This window comes from Variovorax paradoxus (genome assembly GCF_009755665.1).
In the GTDB taxonomy this organism is placed as follows: Bacteria; Pseudomonadota; Gammaproteobacteria; order Burkholderiales; family Burkholderiaceae_C; genus Variovorax; species Variovorax paradoxus_G.
Genome location: NZ_CP046622.1, coordinates 2,430,755 through 2,446,414, shown reverse-complemented (window position 1 = coordinate 2,446,414; position 15,660 = coordinate 2,430,755). Strand labels below are relative to the sequence as shown.

Sequence of the window (15,660 nt, the reverse complement as noted above, 5' to 3'; positions counted from 1 at the left end):
GGGGCTTTTTCTTCGTCTGGACGGGGGCAGGCCCCTCCCCGCCCGGCCTCCTCGCCTCTCAGGCCGAGAGCGAATTCTTCAGGTCGCTGATGGCGGCCTCGAAATCCGCTTCGCTCTCCAGCCTGCGCATCGGCGGCAACGCGGACAGCAACCGCCGTCCGTAGCCCATCGCCACCAGGCGGGTGTCGCAGATCGCAAGCACCCCGCAATCCGTTTCGCGGCGAATCAGCCGCCCCGCGCCCTGCTTCAGCGCCACGGCCGCCTCGGGCAGCGAGTAGTCGCTGAACGAACTGCGGCCCTGGGCTTCGAGCCGCTGCGAGCGTGCCTCGACCAGCGGGTCATTCGGCGGAGGAAACGGCAGCTTGTCGATCACCACCAGCTGCAGCGCGTCGCCCGGTGCGTCGAAGCCTTCCCAGAACGATGCGGATGCCACCAGCACGCAACCCGCGCGGCCGCCTTGCGCGCCTTCGCGAAAGCGATCCATGAGCACGCGCTTGGGCAGTTCGCCCTGCACCAGCACCTCGGGCCGCACGTCGGATTCGAGCCGCTCGAATTGCTGCTTCATCTCGTCGCCGATGGTGCGCAAGGCACGCAGCGTGGTCGTCAGCACCAGCGTGCGCCCGCCGAGTTCGCTCGCGCCCCGCGCAGCGAGTTGCGCAACCCTCGCGCTGTGAGAAGCATCGTTGGGTTTCGGAAAAGCCCGCGGCACATAAAGCCCCGCTTGGGCGGCATAGTCGAAGGGGCTCTGCACGCGCAGCACCTCGGCATCGCCCAGGCCGCACGGTTCGGTGAACCAGCGCAGCGTGGGCTCGTCGCCCAGCGTGGCGGAAGTAAAGATCCAGGCGCGGCCGCTGTCTTCCGGCGCCGGGTGGCCGTCTTCCTGTTCTTCGCCATAGGCATCGAGTTCACGCTCGCCATGGCTGATCTTGAGCACGCGCGTGCGCATCGCCTCCGCAATGTCGAGCGGTGACTCGACCAGGCGCAATTGCGTGCCCACGTCGACCCAGCGCACCGATTCGACCTCGCAAGGCAACGCGAAACGCGCCGCGCGCTTGGCGAGCTGCTGCGCCCGCTCGTACAGGCGCACGAAGTCGGGCGATATCTCGCTGACGGTATCGAGCCCTTCGGCCGCCATTTCGAATGCATGCTGGAAGTCGTCGAGGGCGCCCTGCCAGATGCCCGGATCGATGCCTTCCGGCGACGGCCCCACCCAGCGCAGCTTGGTGCCGGGCCACTGCTTGCCGACCGCAAGGCGCAGCTCGCGCGCCGCACGCTCCACGGCCGCTGCCAGCTGCTGCCAATCGACCAGTCCGCGCGCATGCTGCAGGCCCGCGCCAAGCAGATCGCGCGCGAAATCGAGTGCCTGGCCGCTGCCGAGTTGCGCCCCGAGAAACTGCACGCCGGTTTCGTTGAGCTGGTGGGCCTCGTCGAACACGACCACACTCACGGTCGGCAGCAGCTCCGCCATGCCGGTCTCGCGCACGGCGAGATCCGCAAAGAACAAGTGGTGATTGATGACCACCACATCGGCGGCCAGCGCCTCGCGCCGCGCCAGGTTGACGTGGCATGGCTTGAACTGCGGACACTGGGCGCCCAGGCAGTTCTCGCGCGTGGAAGTAATCAGCGGAATGAGCGGCGATCGCTCGTCCAGCCCGGGCAGCTCTGCCAGGTCGCCGGTTCGTGTGGCCTTCGACCATTGCTCGATCTTGGCGAGCGTTCGCAGGCTGCCCCGTTCGGGCAGCGATGCATCGTGGCGCGCAAGATCGAGCCGGTGCAGGCACAGATAGCTCGCGCGGCCCTTGAGCAGCGCCGTTCGCACCGGCAGTTCGAGCGCTTCGACCAGGCGCGGCAAGTCGCGGCCGAACAGCTGGTCCTGCAGGGTCTTGGTGGCGGTCGACAGCAGCACGCGTTCGCCGCTCAGCAACGCCGGCACCAGATACGAAAAGGTCTTGCCCACGCCGGTGCCGGCCTCCACCACCAGCACGCCGCCGTCTTCGATGGTGCGTGCCACGGCCAGCGCCATTTCGGTCTGTCCCGAGCGTTCGCGAAACTGCTCGGCGGCGTGGGAAAGCGCCCCACCGTGCGCGAAGGCGTCGCGCACCTTGTCCTCGAGTGTGTCGGTCACGCGGGTTCTCTCGGATCGAGCAAGTTTTCGAGCCGCACGATCTGGTCGCGCAACCCGAGGCGGCGTTTCTTCAGGCGCCGCAGCAGGAGTTCGTCTTGCGGCAAAGCCTCGGCCAGTCGGTCGATGGTGGCATCAAGGTCGGCATGCTCGATGCGCAACTCGATCAATTGGCGGGAAAGGGAGTGGAGATTGGAGTCCAACGTGGGCGATGCGAGCGTATTCCGCGCGCACTCGTGTTCACTCGATAATACGTCCTGACACGAATTCACGAGAAGACAGAAAGCGCGCCATTGGCGCATTGCGCTCATGACCCTAGGCTTTCGACTTGCCGCCGCCACCGGTCTCCACAAGGGAGACCGTCCCTACCAGCAGGACCAGGTGCTGATGATGAGCCATCCGCGCGTGCCTGGCTGCATGCTGGGCGTCATTGCCGACGGCATGGGCGGGCGCAGCGGCGGCCGCAAGGCGTCCGACCAGGTGCTGATGACGGCGCGCCAGCTCTTCACGCGCTACCACCCCGATCGCGACAGCTCCACGGCGGTGCTGCGGCAATTGCTGGAAGACGCGCACACGGTCATCAAGCTCACGGCCCTGTCGAGCGAGCAGGAGCCGCACAGCACGCTGGCGGCTTTTCTCATGAACCCCAAGGGCGACTGCGCCTGGATTCACGCGGGCGACTCCCGCATCTATCACTTTCAGGACGGCGAGCTCGTCACGCGCACGCGCGACCACTCGTATGTGCAGGTGCTCATCGACCGGGGCGAAATCAGCGAGGCCGAGGCCAACGTTCATCCCAAGGGCAACATTCTGCTGGGCTGCCTGGGCATGACAACGACTCCGCCGCCGATCGAACCCCACTACATTCCGGCGATGCAGCCTGGCGACCTGCTCATGGCGTGCAGCGACGGACTCTGGCACTACTTCAGCCCCGAGGAACTGGCCAGCGTGCTGTATGCGGAGCCACCGCGCGACGCGGTTGAAATCCTGGTGGGCGAGGCGCGCCGCCGCGCCCGGGGTACGGGCGACAACATTTCCATTGCGGTGTTGAAACTCGAAGCGCTTCCAGCCGAAGCCTGACGTCCGACGCCGAGCGGTGCTCGCTCGGCCCCCGTGCTCAACGAGAAGGCGACGACGCCGGCGATGCCGGTGGCGGCGGGGGCAAAGGCGCCCCACGGGGTCTGCTGCGATCGGCGTTCTGCCGCTCGCGGCTGGCCCGACGCTCCGCTGCCTTCTGCTGCTTGCTCTCGAAGCGCTCGACCTCCGCCGGCGCCTCGGCACGGCGCTGGGCAGCCTTGGCCTGGTCTTCGGCGTTTGCCTTCTGCTTGGCCTCGAGCTGGCGCCGGCGCTCGTCCGCCTCGGCAGCCGTGGCGGCGCGGCTCGCCGCATGGTCGGCAGCACGCTGCTCGCGGTCTTTTTGCGCTTGGCGGGATTCGTCCTGCTTTTCGGGCGTGTCTTGCGGGCGCCGTGTGGCGGCCTTCTGATCGAGCTTTTCGAGTTCGGCCGCACCGCGCCGCTGGCGCTCGATGTCGTTGATGGCCGTTTCCTGGCGCTTGATGTGATCGGTTTCGGTGCGGCGGCGCCTGCGGCTGTCGCGCAGGCAGTCTTCGACCGCGAACTTCTGATAGCAGGCCGCACGCTCTTTTTCGAAGCGTGCCTCGATGGCGGCGCGCTCGGCGGCCAGCCTGCTGCGTTCGGCCTCGAAGTCGGTACTGCCGGCGGCCGCATTGGACTGCGCCCAGACCGGCAAGCTGCCCAAGCTCATCAGCACGGCGAAAACGATATTTTTCATGTCAGTCGAGTGTCGACGATCCGGCGCTCCAGGGAGAGGAATTCGCTCGATTGCATTTCGGTGAGCCTCGAAACCGTGCGCGGGAATTCATGCGCAAGCGGCCCCTCGGTATACAACGCCTCCGGCGCTACCTCAGCCGACATGATGAGCTTGACGCGCCGGTCGTACAAGACGTCGACCAGCCAGGTGAAACGGCGTGCTTCGGAAGCCATGCGCACCGGCATGTGCGGCACATCGGAGAGCAGCACCGTATGGAACTGGCTGGCAATTTCGAGATAGTCGTTCTGCGAGCGCGGTCCGCCGCACAGCGTCTTGAAGTCGAACCAGACCACGCCGCCCGCCTTGCGCCTTGCGCGGATCTCGCGCTGCTCGATGTGCAGGATGGGGCTTTCGTCAGCCGTTTCGGCCAGCTTGTCGAAAGCCTTGCGCATTTCCTTCTCGGCCGCCGCATCGTTGGGCGTGAGGTACATGCGCAATTGCTCGAGCGTGCGGCGCCGGTAGTCGGTGCCGTTGTCCACGCTCAGCACTTCGAGCTTCTCGTTCAGTAGCGCAATCGCAGGCAGGATGCGGTCGCGGTGCAGCCCGCCGGGATACAGGTCGTCGGGCCTGAAATTGGAGGTGGTGACAAAGCCCACGCCGTTCTCGAACAGCGACACGAGCAGACGATGAAGAATCATCGCGTCGGTGATGTCCGCGACGTGGAACTCGTCGAAGCAGATCAGCTTGTAGCGCTTGGAAATACGCAACCCAAGCTCGTCGAGCGGGTTGACCGTGCCCTGCAGCTCGCGCAGTTCGCGGTGCACCTCGCGCATGAACTCGTGAAAGTGCAGGCGCGTCTTGCGGCGCAGCGGCACGGCGTTGAAGAACAAGTCCATCAGGAAGCTCTTGCCCCGCCCGACGCCGCCATACATGTAGACGCCGCGCGGGAGCTCCGGCCGGTTGATGAACTTCTTCAGCGCGTTGGAGCGCTGGGCCTTGTAGCCGGCCCACTCCCGCGCGCAGCGATCCAGCGCCTCCACGGCGCGCAGTTGCGCGGGATCGCTCTGGAACCCGCGCACCGCGAGTTCCGCCTCGTAGGCCTCTTTGACGCTGGTCAATGGATCAGAAGTTCAGCGTGCGCTTGTCCACGGCAAGTGCCGCTTCCTTCGTGGCTTCCGACAGCGACGGGTGCGCGTGGCAGATGCGTGCGATGTCTTCGGCGCTCGCCTTGAACTCCATGGCCACCACGGCTTCGGAGATCAGTTCGCTGGCTTGAGGACCCACGATGTGCACGCCGAGGATCTCGTCGGTTGCGGCATCGGCCAGGAACTTGACCATGCCCGTGGTGTCGCCCAGCGCGCGTGCGCGGCCATTTGCCAGGAACGGGAAGGTACCGGCCTTGTAGGCGCGGCCCGCGGCCTTGAGCTGCTGCTCGGTCTGGCCGACCCACGCGATCTCGGGACTGGTGTAGATGACCCACGGAACCGTGTTGAAGTTGACATGGCCATGCTGGCCCGCAATGCGCTCAGCAACCGCAACGCCCTCTTCCTCGGCCTTGTGCGCGAGCATCGGACCGCGAACCACGTCGCCGATGGCCCACACGTTGGGCAGGCTGGTCTTGCAATCGTCGTCCACGGCAATGGCACCGCGCTCGTCCAGCTTCAGGCCCACGGCTTCGGCGTTCAGGCCAATGGTGTTGGGCACGCGGCCGATCGAGACGATCAGCTTGTCGACCTCGAGCGTCTGGGCTTCGCCCTTGGCATTGGTCCAGGCAACGCTCACGCCCTTCTTCGACGACTTGATCTCGCCGACCTTGACGCCGAGTTCGATCTTGAGCTTCTGCTTGTCGAAGGCCTTCTTGGCTTCCTTGGCGATCTGCTCGTCCACCGCGCCGAGGAAGGTCGGCAGGGCTTCGAGCACCGTGACTTCGGCACCGAGGCGGCGCCACACAGAGCCCATTTCGAGGCCGATGACGCCGGAGCCGATCAGGCCCAGCTTCTTCGGCACCGCGCCGATGCGCAGCGCGCCGTCGTTCGAGAGAATGTTCTCTTCATCGAAAGGCGTGCCGGGCAATGCGCGGGCGTTGGAGCCCGTGGCCACGATGATGTGCTTGCCGCTGATCGATTCTTCGGCGGCGCCCGCCACCTTGATTTCATAGCCGGTTTCGTCGGTTTTCACGAACGAGCCGCGGCCATGGAAGAAGCTGATCTTGTTCTTCTTGAACAGGTACAGGATGCCGTCGTTGTTCTGCTTCACGACCTGGTCCTTGCGGGCCAGCATCTTGTCGATGTCGAGGCCCAGGCCCTCGACCTTGATGCCGTGGTCCGCAAAGTGGTGGCCGGCCTGCTCGAAGTGCTCCGACGATTGCAGCAGCGCCTTCGACGGAATGCAGCCGACGTTGGTGCAGGTGCCGCCCGGTGCCGGGCCGCCCTTGCCGTTCTTCCACTCGTCGATACACGCGACGTTGAAGCCGAGTTGCGCCGCGCGAATGGCGGCGATGTAGCCGCCGGGGCCACCGCCGATGACGATGACGTCGAATTGTTTGTTTGCCATCTGATCAGTCTCCTCAGATGTCGAACAAGAGGCGCGACGGATCTTCCAGCGCTTCCTTCATGGCGACCAGGCCCAGCACGGCTTCGCGGCCGTCGATGATGCGGTGGTCGTAGCTCATGGCAAGGTAGTTCATCGGGCGGATGACGATCTGGCCGTTCTCGACCACGGCGCGGTCCTTGGTGGCGTGCACGCCGAGGATCGCGGACTGGGGCGGATTGATGATCGGGGTCGAAAGCATCGAGCCGAAGGTGCCGCCGTTCGAAATGGAGAACGTGCCGCCGGTCATCTCTTCGATGCCGAGCTTGCCGTCTTGCGCCTTCTTGCCGTATTCGGCAATCTTCTTCTCGATGTCGGCAAAGCTCATCTGGTCGGCGTTGCGCAGGATGGGCACCACCAGGCCGCGCGGCGAACCGACGGCAATACCGATGTCGAAGTAGCCGTGGTACAGGATGTCGTTGCCGTCGACCGACGCGTTGATCACCGGGTACTTCTTCAGCGCATGCACCGCGGCCTTCACGAAGAAGCTCATGAAGCCGAGCTTCACGCCGTGTTCCTTGGTGAAGCTGTCCTGGAAGCGCTTGCGCAGTTCCATGACGGGCGCCATGTTCACTTCGTTGAACGTCGTGAGGATGGCGTTGGTCGATTGCGATTGCAGCAGGCGCTCGGCAATGCGGGCGCGCAGGCGGCTCATTGGCACGCGCTGCTCGGGGCGTTCACCCAGGTCGGCCGCGCTGCTGGGTGCGGAAACCTGCGGCAGCGCCGGCTTGGCGGCCGGTGCGGCCACGGTGGCGGCGGGCTTGGCGCCCGAAGCCACGGCGCCGAGCACGTCGCCCTTGGTGACGCGGCCGTCCTTGCCGGTGCCGGCCACGTCGCTGGTCTTCAGGTTGTTGTCGGCCAGCAGCTTGGCGGCGGCGGGCATCGCCACGTCGGACTTCGAACCGCCGGCGGCTGCGGCAGCGGCCGCGGGGGCCGGTGCAGCGGCGGGAGCCGGAGCGGCAGCGGGCGCTGCCGCAGGTGCGGCGGCCGCACCCTTGCCTTCGGTGTCGATCTTGGCGATCAGCTGATCGGCCACCACGGTGGCGCCATCGGGCTGCACGATTTCAGCCAGCACCCCGGCCGAGGGCGCGGGCACTTCGAGCACGACCTTGTCGGTCTCGATCTCGATCAGGATTTCATCGATGGCGACGGCTTCGCCGGCCTTCTTATTCCAGGTGAGCATGGTGGCCTCGGCCACGGATTCGGAAAGCTGGGGGACTTTGACTTCTACGATAGACATTTGGAGTGAGCTCCGTTTTGTTCTTGAGGGTGTTCGTGTGAAAAGAGGCTTTTGATTACTTGGTCAGCACGAAGCCCTTGAGCTTGCCAAATGCGCCATCGACGAGCGCCTTCTGCTGTTCCTGGTGCAGGTGCGAGTAGCCCACCGCCGGCGACGCCGAAGCGGCACGGCCGGAGTAGCCGAGCTTCTGGCCTTCCTGCATGTTTTCGTGGATGTAGTGCTGCACGAAGAACCAGGCGCCCTGGTTCTGCGGCTCGTCCTGGCACCAGACCACGTCGACGAGATTCGGGTACTTCTTGATCTCGGCGGCAAAAGCCTTGTGCGGGAACGGGTAGAGCTGCTCGACGCGGATGATGGCCACGTCCTCGTTGCCCTGCTCTTCGCGCTTCTTGAACAGGTCGTAGTAGACCTTGCCCGAGCAGGCGATCAGGCGCTTGACCTTCTCCGCCTTCAGGCCCTTGGTGTCCGGAATGACCGTCTGGAAGCTGCCCTTGGTGAACTCGGACAGCGGCGACGTTGCGTCCTTGTTGCGCAGCAGCGACTTGGGCGTGAGGATGATGAGCGGCTTGCGCAGGTTGCGCACCATCTGGCGGCGCAGCACGTGGAAGATCTGGCTGGCCGTGGTCGGCTGCACCACTTGCATGTTGGTGTCCGCGCTCAGCTGCATGAAACGCTCCAGGCGTGCCGAGCTGTGCTCCGGGCCCTGGCCTTCGTAGCCGTGCGGCAGCATCATGGTCAGGCCGTTGACGCGGCCCCACTTCACTTCGCCCGAGGCAATGAACTGGTCGATCACCACTTGCGCGCCGTTCACGAAGTCGCCGAACTGGGCTTCCCAGATGACCAGCGTATTCGGATCGTTCGAGGCGTAGCCGTATTCGAACGCGAGCACGGCTTCTTCCGAAAGGATGGAATCGATGACGACGAACGGTGCCTGGTTTTCAGCCACGTTCTGCAGCGGCGTGTAGGTGCCAACGTCGAACTTTTCGCGGTTCTGATCGTGCAGCACGGCGTGGCGGTGCGTGAAGGTGCCACGGCCCGAGTCCTCGCCCGAGAGGCGAACCGGGTAGCCGCTGGCCACCAGAGAGGCGAAAGCCATGTGCTCGCCCATGCCCCAGTCGACGTTCACGTCACCGCGGCCCATGGCGGCGCGGTCGTCCAGCACCTTCTTCACGAGCGGGTGCACCGTGAAGCCGGCCGGCACCGTGGTGATCTTCTCGGCCAGGCGCTTCCACTCGCTCGACGGAATGGCCGTGTCGCCGGCGTCGGTCCACTTCTTGTTGAGATAGGGGCTCCAGTCGACCGCGTACTTGCTCTTGAAGTTGGTGAGCACCGGGTCGATGGTGTTCTTGCCTTCGTCGAAGGCCGCGCGCTGCGCCTTGACCATGTCGTCGCCGAGCGTGTCACCCAGGCCCTGAGCGGCCAGCTTGTCGGCGTACAGCTTGCGCGTGCCGGGGTGCTGGGCGATCTTCTTGTACATGAGCGGCTGGGTGAGCGAGGGGGTGTCCTGCTCGTTGTGGCCCAGCTTGCGGAAGCAGACGATGTCCACGACCACGTCCTTCTGGAACTCCATGCGGAACTCGAGGGCGAGCTGGGTTGCCAGCACCACGGCTTCCGGGTCGTCGCCGTTCACGTGCAGCACCGGCGCCTCGATCATCTTGACGATGTCCGAGCAGTACAGCGTCGAGCGGCTGTCGCGCGGGTCGCTGGTGGTGAAGCCGATCTGGTTGTTGATGACGATGTGAACCGTGCCGCCTGTGAAGTAGCCGCGCGTTTCGGCCAGCGCCAGCGTTTCCATCACCACGCCCTGGCCTGCGAAGGCGGCGTCGCCGTGCACGAGCACGGGCAGCACCTGCTTGCCTTGCGGGTCGGCGCGGCGGTCCATGCGCGAACGCACGGAGCCCTCGACCACGGGGTTCACGATTTCGAGGTGCGAGGGGTTGAACGCAAGGCTCAGGTGCACCGGGCCGCCAGGGGTGGTCACGTCGGAGCTGAAGCCCTGGTGGTACTTGACGTCGCCGCTCGGCAGGTCTTCAGGAGCGGTATGGTCGAACTCGGCGAACAGGTCGGCCGGCAGCTTGCCCAGCGAATTGACCAGCACGTTCAGGCGGCCGCGGTGGGCCATGCCGATCACGATTTCCTGCACGCCCTTGATGCCCGCCTGGTTGATGAGCTCGTCCATCGAGACGATGAAGCTCTCGCCGCCTTCGAGCGAAAAGCGCTTCTGGCCGACGTACTTGGTGTGAAGAAAGCGCTCGAGGCCTTCGGCCGCGGTCAGGCGGTTCAGCACGTGCTTCTTCTGCTCGGCCGTCAGCTTGGGGTTGGTGCGGGCGCTTTCGAGCTTTTGCTGCCACCAGCGCTTGTGGTTCTGGTCGGTGGTGTACATGTACTCGGCGCCCATGGTGCCGCAGTACGTTTCGCGCAGGGCATTGAGCAGGTCGCGCAGCGACATGGTCTCTTTGCCGAAGAAGGTATTGCTGGTGTTGAACACCGTCTCGAGGTCGGCGTCGGTGAAGCCGTAGAACGAGGGCTCGAGTTCCGGAATGGCCGGGCGCTCGGCGCGCTTGAGCGGGTCGAGGTCGGCCCAGCGGGCGCCGACGTTGCGGTAGGCGGCAATCAGCTGCTGGACAGCGGTGCGCTTGCGGCCGAGCTCGGAGTCTGCGCCGCTGGCCTGGACCACGCGGGTGGTGCCCTGCTTGGCACGTTCGGCAAAGGCGTTGATGACCGGCTGGTGCGGCACGTCGCGCGCATTGGTGCCGTCGACGGCGGGGACATTCTGCAGCGCATCGAAATACGAGCGCCAGTTGTCAGGCACGCTACCGGGGTTGGCAAGGTAGTTTTCGTACATCTCCTCGACATAGGGCGCGTTGCCGCCGAAGAGGTAGGTGTTGCCTTGATAGGCGGTGTACGCCGATGGCGTAGAAGAATCGCTCATATTCCGCTGACCTTCGCTTCCCTGAAGGAAGCACTAGCTGGTTAAGAAACCTTCCGCGACACGGCTGAACCGGTTGGCGGATGCGACTGTGGCTGGGGAAGGGCCTGAGTACCCTGGCATTGTGCCACGTCAGACATATGACGGCTCGGCGCAACTTCGCAAGATAGCCCTTGCTCATTCAGTCAGAAGAAAGTAGCTGTTTGATCTGCTGCAGCGTGGCGGGGTCGTCGATGGTGGTCAGGTCGCCGGGGTCGCGCTGCTCGCACACGGCCTGGATGGCGCGCCGCAGCAGCTTGCCGCTGCGGGTCTTGGGCAGCCCGTTCACAAAGCGCACGCGAGCCGGCCGTGCCAGGGCGCCGAGCTGGTCGGCCACCACTTTCATGATTTCGCCCTCCAGCTTCAGCGCTGCATCGGCATTGGTAGCCGCCCCGCCGTCCCTGGGCACGACAAAGGCCATGGCCACCTGCCCCTTGAGCGCGTCGGCCACGCCGACCACCGCCACCTCGGCCACACCTGCATGGCCCGAGATGCTCTCCTCGATCTCGCGCGTGCCGAGGCGGTGGCCGGCCACGTTGATCACGTCGTCGGTGCGGCCGAGGATGTAGAAGTAGCCGTCTTCGTCGCGAATGCCCCAGTCGAAGGTCGAATAGACCATCTTGCCGGGTATGGATTTCCAATAGGTGTCGACGAAGCGCTTGTCGTCTTTCCACACCGTTTGCATGAAGCCCGGCGGCGTGGGGCCTTCGATCACGACCACGCCCTTCTCGTTGGCGCCGGTCAGCTCCTCGCCGGTGGACTCGTGCAGGATCTTCACGCGAAAGCCGTACATCGGCACGCCGGGGCTGCCGAACTTGCTGGGCTTTTGCTCGACCCCGTTGGCAATGGTGATGATCGGCCAGCCCGATTCGGTCTGCCAGTAGTTGTCGATGATCGGCACGCCCAGCCCGTCGGCGATCCACCGCGCGGTGGGCTCGTCGAGCGGTTCGCCCGCCAGGAACAGCGCGCGCAGGCTCGACAGGTCGTACTTCTTCAGCAGCGCCGGGTCTTGCTTCTTGAGCACGCGCACCGCGGTGGGCGCGCTGAACATTACGGTGACCTTGTACTTTTCGACCAGGCGCCACCAGATGCCGCCGTCGGGCTGCTTGTCGATGCCCTGCGTGGGGAGTCCCTCGTACATGAGGGTGGCCATGCCGCCGATCAGCGGTCCATAGACGATGTAGCTGTGGCCCACCACCCACCCGATATCGCTGGTCGAAAAATAGGTTTCGCCCGGCCGTCCGTCGAAGATGTGCTTCATGCTGGCGGCCAGCGCCACCGCATAGCCGCCGACATCGCGCTGCACGCCCTTCGGCTTGCCCGTGGTGCCGCTCGTGTAGATGGTGTAGCTGATGTCGGTGGCAGCCAGCCAGGTGCACGGGATCTCGGTGTCGCCGTGCTTCAGGTTCAGCTCGGCAGCCAGATGGTCGCGGCCGGCGGTCAGCGCCATGGGAGCCAGGCCGCGATCGGTCAACAGCACGGCCGACGGCTTGTGCTTCGAAATCCGGATGGCCTCGTCCAGCAGCGGCTTGTACGCAATGACCTTGCCGCCGCGCGAGCCCGCATCGGCGCTCACCACCACCTTGGGTTCTGCGTCCTCGATGCGCGCCGCCAGCGAGCCGCTCGCAAAACCGCCGAAAACCACGCAGTGGATCGCACCGATCCGTGCGCAGGCCAGCATGGCGAATGCGGCCTCCGGAATCATCGGCATATAGATGAGCACGCGGTCGCCCTTGCCCACCCCGAGCGCGACCAGGCTGGCCGCGGTGCGCTGCACTTCGGCATGCAGCTCGCGGAAGCTGTAGGTTCTTTCGGTGCCGGTTTCGGTCGATACGAAGATCAACGCAGGCTGATCGCCTCGTGCGGCCAGGTGCCGGTCGACCGCGTTGTGGCACAGGTTGGTGGTTCCGTCCACGAACCAGCGGGCAAATGGCGGCTGGCTGGCGTCCAGAACCCGGGCCGGCGGCGTCTTCCAATCGATCAGCCTGGCCTGCTCGGCCCAGAAGGCCTCGGGCGCGTCCACCGACTGGCGATAGAACTCTTCGTAGCGGCTCATTTGCGATGTCTCCTTGTTTTGGAAGTCAGCTCCGGCGATCAGCGCCGCCTAAAACTGAATTCATAATTATGGAGGTCGATCTTGCAGCAAGCTGACGGGCCGGACAATCAGGTTTCGCCCGTGCAAGTCCAGCCCTGCCAAGGGGCCGATCGCAAGGCTATCGAACGATCTTCAGCAACTCGGGGAACGCCGGGTGCTCGGCCGTGCGCAGCCATTCGAACCCAACCATCTCGGTGGTCACCAGTTCGGCACCCGCGCCAGCCAACCGATCGAAGGCAGCGTCGCGGTTGCGCTCGGTGCGAGAGCTGCAGGCGTCGGTTACCACCCACACTTCGAATTCGTCTTCCAGCAGATCGAGCGCGGTCTGCAGCAGGCACACATGGGCCTCGCATCCCGCAATCACGATGGTATTGCGCTCTTCGGCCGCGGCCGCGGGCTTTTGCAGATGCTTCGGCAGGCTGCGGGCATTGCCCTGCGGCGCCTTGGGCGGCGCGCGCAGCCACTCGCCAAGGCCCTCCTCCATGCCGCTGAAATGCATCTTGGGCAAGGTTCGCTGATACAGCGCGCGAATATCCGGCACCGTTTCGCCGAGCTTCGACGGGTTGTGCTCGGTGCCCCAGACTGGCACTTCGAACAGGCGCGCCATCTTGCCCAGGCGCACGGCGTTCTGCGCCACGGCATCGGCCTCGAAGATCGCAGGCATCAGCTGCGCCTGGTAGTCGATCAGCACGAGTTGGGATTGCGAGGCGTCGAGCAGCATGCACAGATTCTTTCAGATGAAAATTGATTGGGCTAGACCGTACCACCGAAACGCCGTGCACCTAGACTCCGCTGGATGCGGATCTTTTCACGGCGCCTTTCGGCGCGGCGCCCTCTCTCGCTGTTGAGTCTTTGCGCCGTGCTCCTGGTCGCCGGCTGCGGCGGGCTGCGAACGGCCAACGCACCGCTGAAGAGCACGCTCGAAAAGAGCAGCTGCACGCCGAATGCCGACACGCTGCTGGTGCTGCTGCCCGGCGCGTATTCGCACCCGGACGAATTCATGCGCGAAGGTTTCGTGAAGGCGCTGGGCGACAACAGGCTCGCCGTAGACGTGATGCTGGTCGATGCGCACCTCGGCTACTACAACAACAAGACCATCCTCGACCGCCTGAGCAAGGATGTGATGGCGCCGGCACGCGGCAAGGGCTACAAGTCGATCTGGATCGTCGGCATCTCGGTCGGAGGTTTCGGCGGGCTCCTCTATGCACAAACCCACCCCGGTGAACTGGCCGGCCTGGCGGCCATTGCGCCCTACCTTGGGGAACGCGCGCTCGGCCTGGACATCGCCAATGCGGGCGGCGTGGCCCGCTGGACCGGGCCGCTGGACGCTCCGCCGGGCAGCGACCTGCGAACACCGAACGAAACGCAGCTTTGGCAATGGCTGCGGGGTTACGTGGGCTACAGCGCCACATTCGGCGCGCGCCCGCCGCTTTACCTGGGCTACGGCATCGACGACCGCTTTGCTTTCAGCCACCGGCTGCTGGCCGCGGCGATGCCTGAGGATCGCGTGTTCACGACCGAGGGCGGGCATGACTGGCCCGAGTGGATGCGGCTCTGGCGCCGCATGCTGCCGACGCTGCCTCTGCCGGGATGCCCCGGCTGAATAAAGGCGAATCGCGGCCTCAATTCGGCCGAAGACGCAGCAGCTTGCCGTCGGATTCGTCGGTCAGCACATAGAGCAAACCGTCCGGCCCCTGCTTCACATCGCGAATGCGTGCCCTGCCGTCGGCCAGCAGCTTGTGCTCGGCAGCCACCTTGCCGTCCTTCAGCTCGATGCGGTCGAGATAGCCGAATTTGAGCGACCCGACGAAGAGGTTACCCTTCCACCCCGCGCCGTAGCGGTCGCTGGTCAGAAACGCCATGCCCGACGGCGCAATCGACGGCACCCAGTAGTGCAGCGGCTGCTCCAGGCCGTCCTTGGAAGTAATGCCGTCGCCGATCTTGCCGCCGCCATAGTTTTCGCCATAGGTGATCACCGGCCAGCCGTAATTGCGCCCGGCCTGGGGCACATTGATTTCGTCGCCGCCTTGCGGACCATGCTCCGTCATCCAGAAACGCCCGTCGGGCCCGAGCGCCGCGCCTTGGCCATTGCGGTGGCCGTAGCTCCAGATTTCGGGCAGCGCACCCGCCCTGCCGACGAACGGGTTGTCCTTGGGCACGGTTCCATCCTTTGCGATGCGCACAACCTTCCCAATGTGGCTGTCGAGCTTCTGCGCGTCTTCCTTGCGGCTGTACCGGTCGCCGAGCGTGAGAAACAGCGTTCCGTCTCGCGCCTCGACGATGCGGCAGCCAAAGTGATTGCGGCTGGCCACCTTGGGTTGCTGGCTGAAGATGATGCGCAGGTTCTCCAGCTTTGCGCCGTCTTTCGAAAGCTGTGCACGAGCCAGCGCAGTGCTGTTGGCCGAGCCCCCGGCCGCCGGCTCGGAGAAGCAGAAATACAGTGTGCGGTTCTTGTCGAAGGCTGAATCCGCCAGCACGTCGAGCAGGCCGCCCTGGCCGCCCGCCGCAATGGCGGGCAAACCGGCCACGGGTGCACTGATTTTTCCGTCCGCTGCAATCACCCGCAGCCTGCCGGCTCGCTCGGTCACCGCAAAACGGCCGTCCGGCAAGAAGGCCACGCCCCATGGGTTCTCAAGACCGGACGAAATGGTCTCAGGACGTATCTGCGCTACAACGGTGCCCGCAAGGGCCAGCCCAGCGAGGACAGCAGTGCGGCCCATGAGCCGAAAGTTCGGTCCAATTTGCAAGTTCATGGTTTTTGCGGGAAGTTGCGGCAATGTTGCGAGATTTTGTCGATCAAACTCTCGCCGTTAGCTGATTCACCTTTCGTGCGGAGGTTCATTCGCGCGCAATCGCTTATGGTTCATAAAGGTCG

General features: G+C 65.0%; 12 protein-coding genes. 2 read left to right on the top strand and 10 right to left on the bottom strand.

Going from position 1 to position 15,660, the window contains the following annotated elements; all coding sequences use genetic code 11:
• Positions 1–58 precede the first annotated feature (58 nt).
• Complete coding sequence (locus tag GOQ09_RS11495; RefSeq protein WP_157613541.1) at positions 59–2,125, bottom strand: ATP-dependent DNA helicase; 2,067 nt, start codon at positions 2,123–2,125, stop codon at positions 59–61.
• Positions 2,122–2,325: a DUF465 domain-containing protein gene (locus tag GOQ09_RS11490; RefSeq protein ID WP_126747274.1), complete on the bottom strand. Its 204-nt coding sequence runs from the start codon at positions 2,323–2,325 to the stop codon at positions 2,122–2,124. Before GOQ09_RS11490 ends, GOQ09_RS11495 begins: the two co-directional genes overlap by 4 nt.
• A 106-nt stretch (positions 2,326–2,431) precedes the next feature.
• Here GOQ09_RS11490 and GOQ09_RS11485 point away from each other — a divergent pair, with 106 nt between their 5' ends.
• Positions 2,432–3,202 carry a PP2C family protein-serine/threonine phosphatase gene (locus GOQ09_RS11485; protein ID WP_157613540.1) on the top strand — a complete coding sequence of 257 codons (771 nt, stop codon included), beginning with the start codon at positions 2,432–2,434 and terminating at the stop codon, positions 3,200–3,202.
• A 37-nt stretch (positions 3,203–3,239) separates the two neighbouring features.
• Here the strand turns inward: GOQ09_RS11485 and GOQ09_RS11480 are convergent, their stop codons facing one another.
• The 7 genes from GOQ09_RS11480 to GOQ09_RS11450 form a co-directional block, all read right to left on the bottom strand.
• On the bottom strand, positions 3,240–3,914 hold the full coding sequence (locus GOQ09_RS11480) for a hypothetical protein (protein ID WP_157613539.1): 675 nt from the start codon (positions 3,912–3,914) through the stop codon (positions 3,240–3,242).
• Complete coding sequence (zapE, locus tag GOQ09_RS11475) at positions 3,911–5,011, bottom strand: cell division protein ZapE (protein WP_157613538.1); 1,101 nt, start codon at positions 5,009–5,011, stop codon at positions 3,911–3,913. The genes GOQ09_RS11480 and zapE overlap by 4 nt, the downstream gene beginning before the upstream one ends.
• Positions 5,012–5,015: 4 nt before the next feature.
• Positions 5,016–6,446, bottom strand: a complete 1,431-nt coding sequence (gene lpdA / locus GOQ09_RS11470; RefSeq protein WP_157613537.1) for a dihydrolipoyl dehydrogenase — start codon at positions 6,444–6,446, stop codon at positions 5,016–5,018.
• Positions 6,447–6,459: 13 nt separating this feature from the next.
• On the bottom strand, positions 6,460–7,722 hold the full coding sequence (gene odhB / locus GOQ09_RS11465; RefSeq protein WP_157613536.1) for a 2-oxoglutarate dehydrogenase complex dihydrolipoyllysine-residue succinyltransferase: 1,263 nt from the start codon (positions 7,720–7,722) through the stop codon (positions 6,460–6,462).
• A gap of 55 nt (positions 7,723–7,777) precedes the next feature.
• Positions 7,778–10,654, bottom strand: coding sequence for a 2-oxoglutarate dehydrogenase E1 component (locus GOQ09_RS11460; RefSeq protein ID WP_157613535.1), 2,877 nt, complete (start codon positions 10,652–10,654; stop codon positions 7,778–7,780).
• A gap of 178 nt (positions 10,655–10,832) precedes the next feature.
• Positions 10,833–12,746, bottom strand: a complete 1,914-nt coding sequence (locus GOQ09_RS11455; protein WP_157613534.1) for a propionate--CoA ligase — start codon at positions 12,744–12,746, stop codon at positions 10,833–10,835.
• 157 nt (positions 12,747–12,903) lie between these two features.
• Entirely contained in the window at positions 12,904–13,506 is a 603-nt protein-coding gene (locus GOQ09_RS11450; RefSeq protein WP_157613533.1) for an isochorismatase family protein, read from the bottom strand.
• Positions 13,507–13,581: 75 nt separating this feature from the next.
• On the opposite strand from GOQ09_RS11450, the gene GOQ09_RS11445 reads away from it, so the two are divergent.
• Positions 13,582–14,388 carry an alpha/beta fold hydrolase gene (locus tag GOQ09_RS11445; RefSeq protein ID WP_157613532.1) on the top strand — a complete coding sequence of 269 codons (807 nt, stop codon included), beginning with the start codon at positions 13,582–13,584 and terminating at the stop codon, positions 14,386–14,388.
• A gap of 19 nt (positions 14,389–14,407) precedes the next feature.
• Here the strand turns inward: GOQ09_RS11445 and GOQ09_RS11440 are convergent, their stop codons facing one another.
• On the bottom strand, positions 14,408–15,505 hold the full coding sequence (locus GOQ09_RS11440; protein ID WP_242631118.1) for a PQQ-dependent sugar dehydrogenase: 1,098 nt from the start codon (positions 15,503–15,505) through the stop codon (positions 14,408–14,410).
• Between the last annotated feature and the right edge of the window lie 155 nt (positions 15,506–15,660).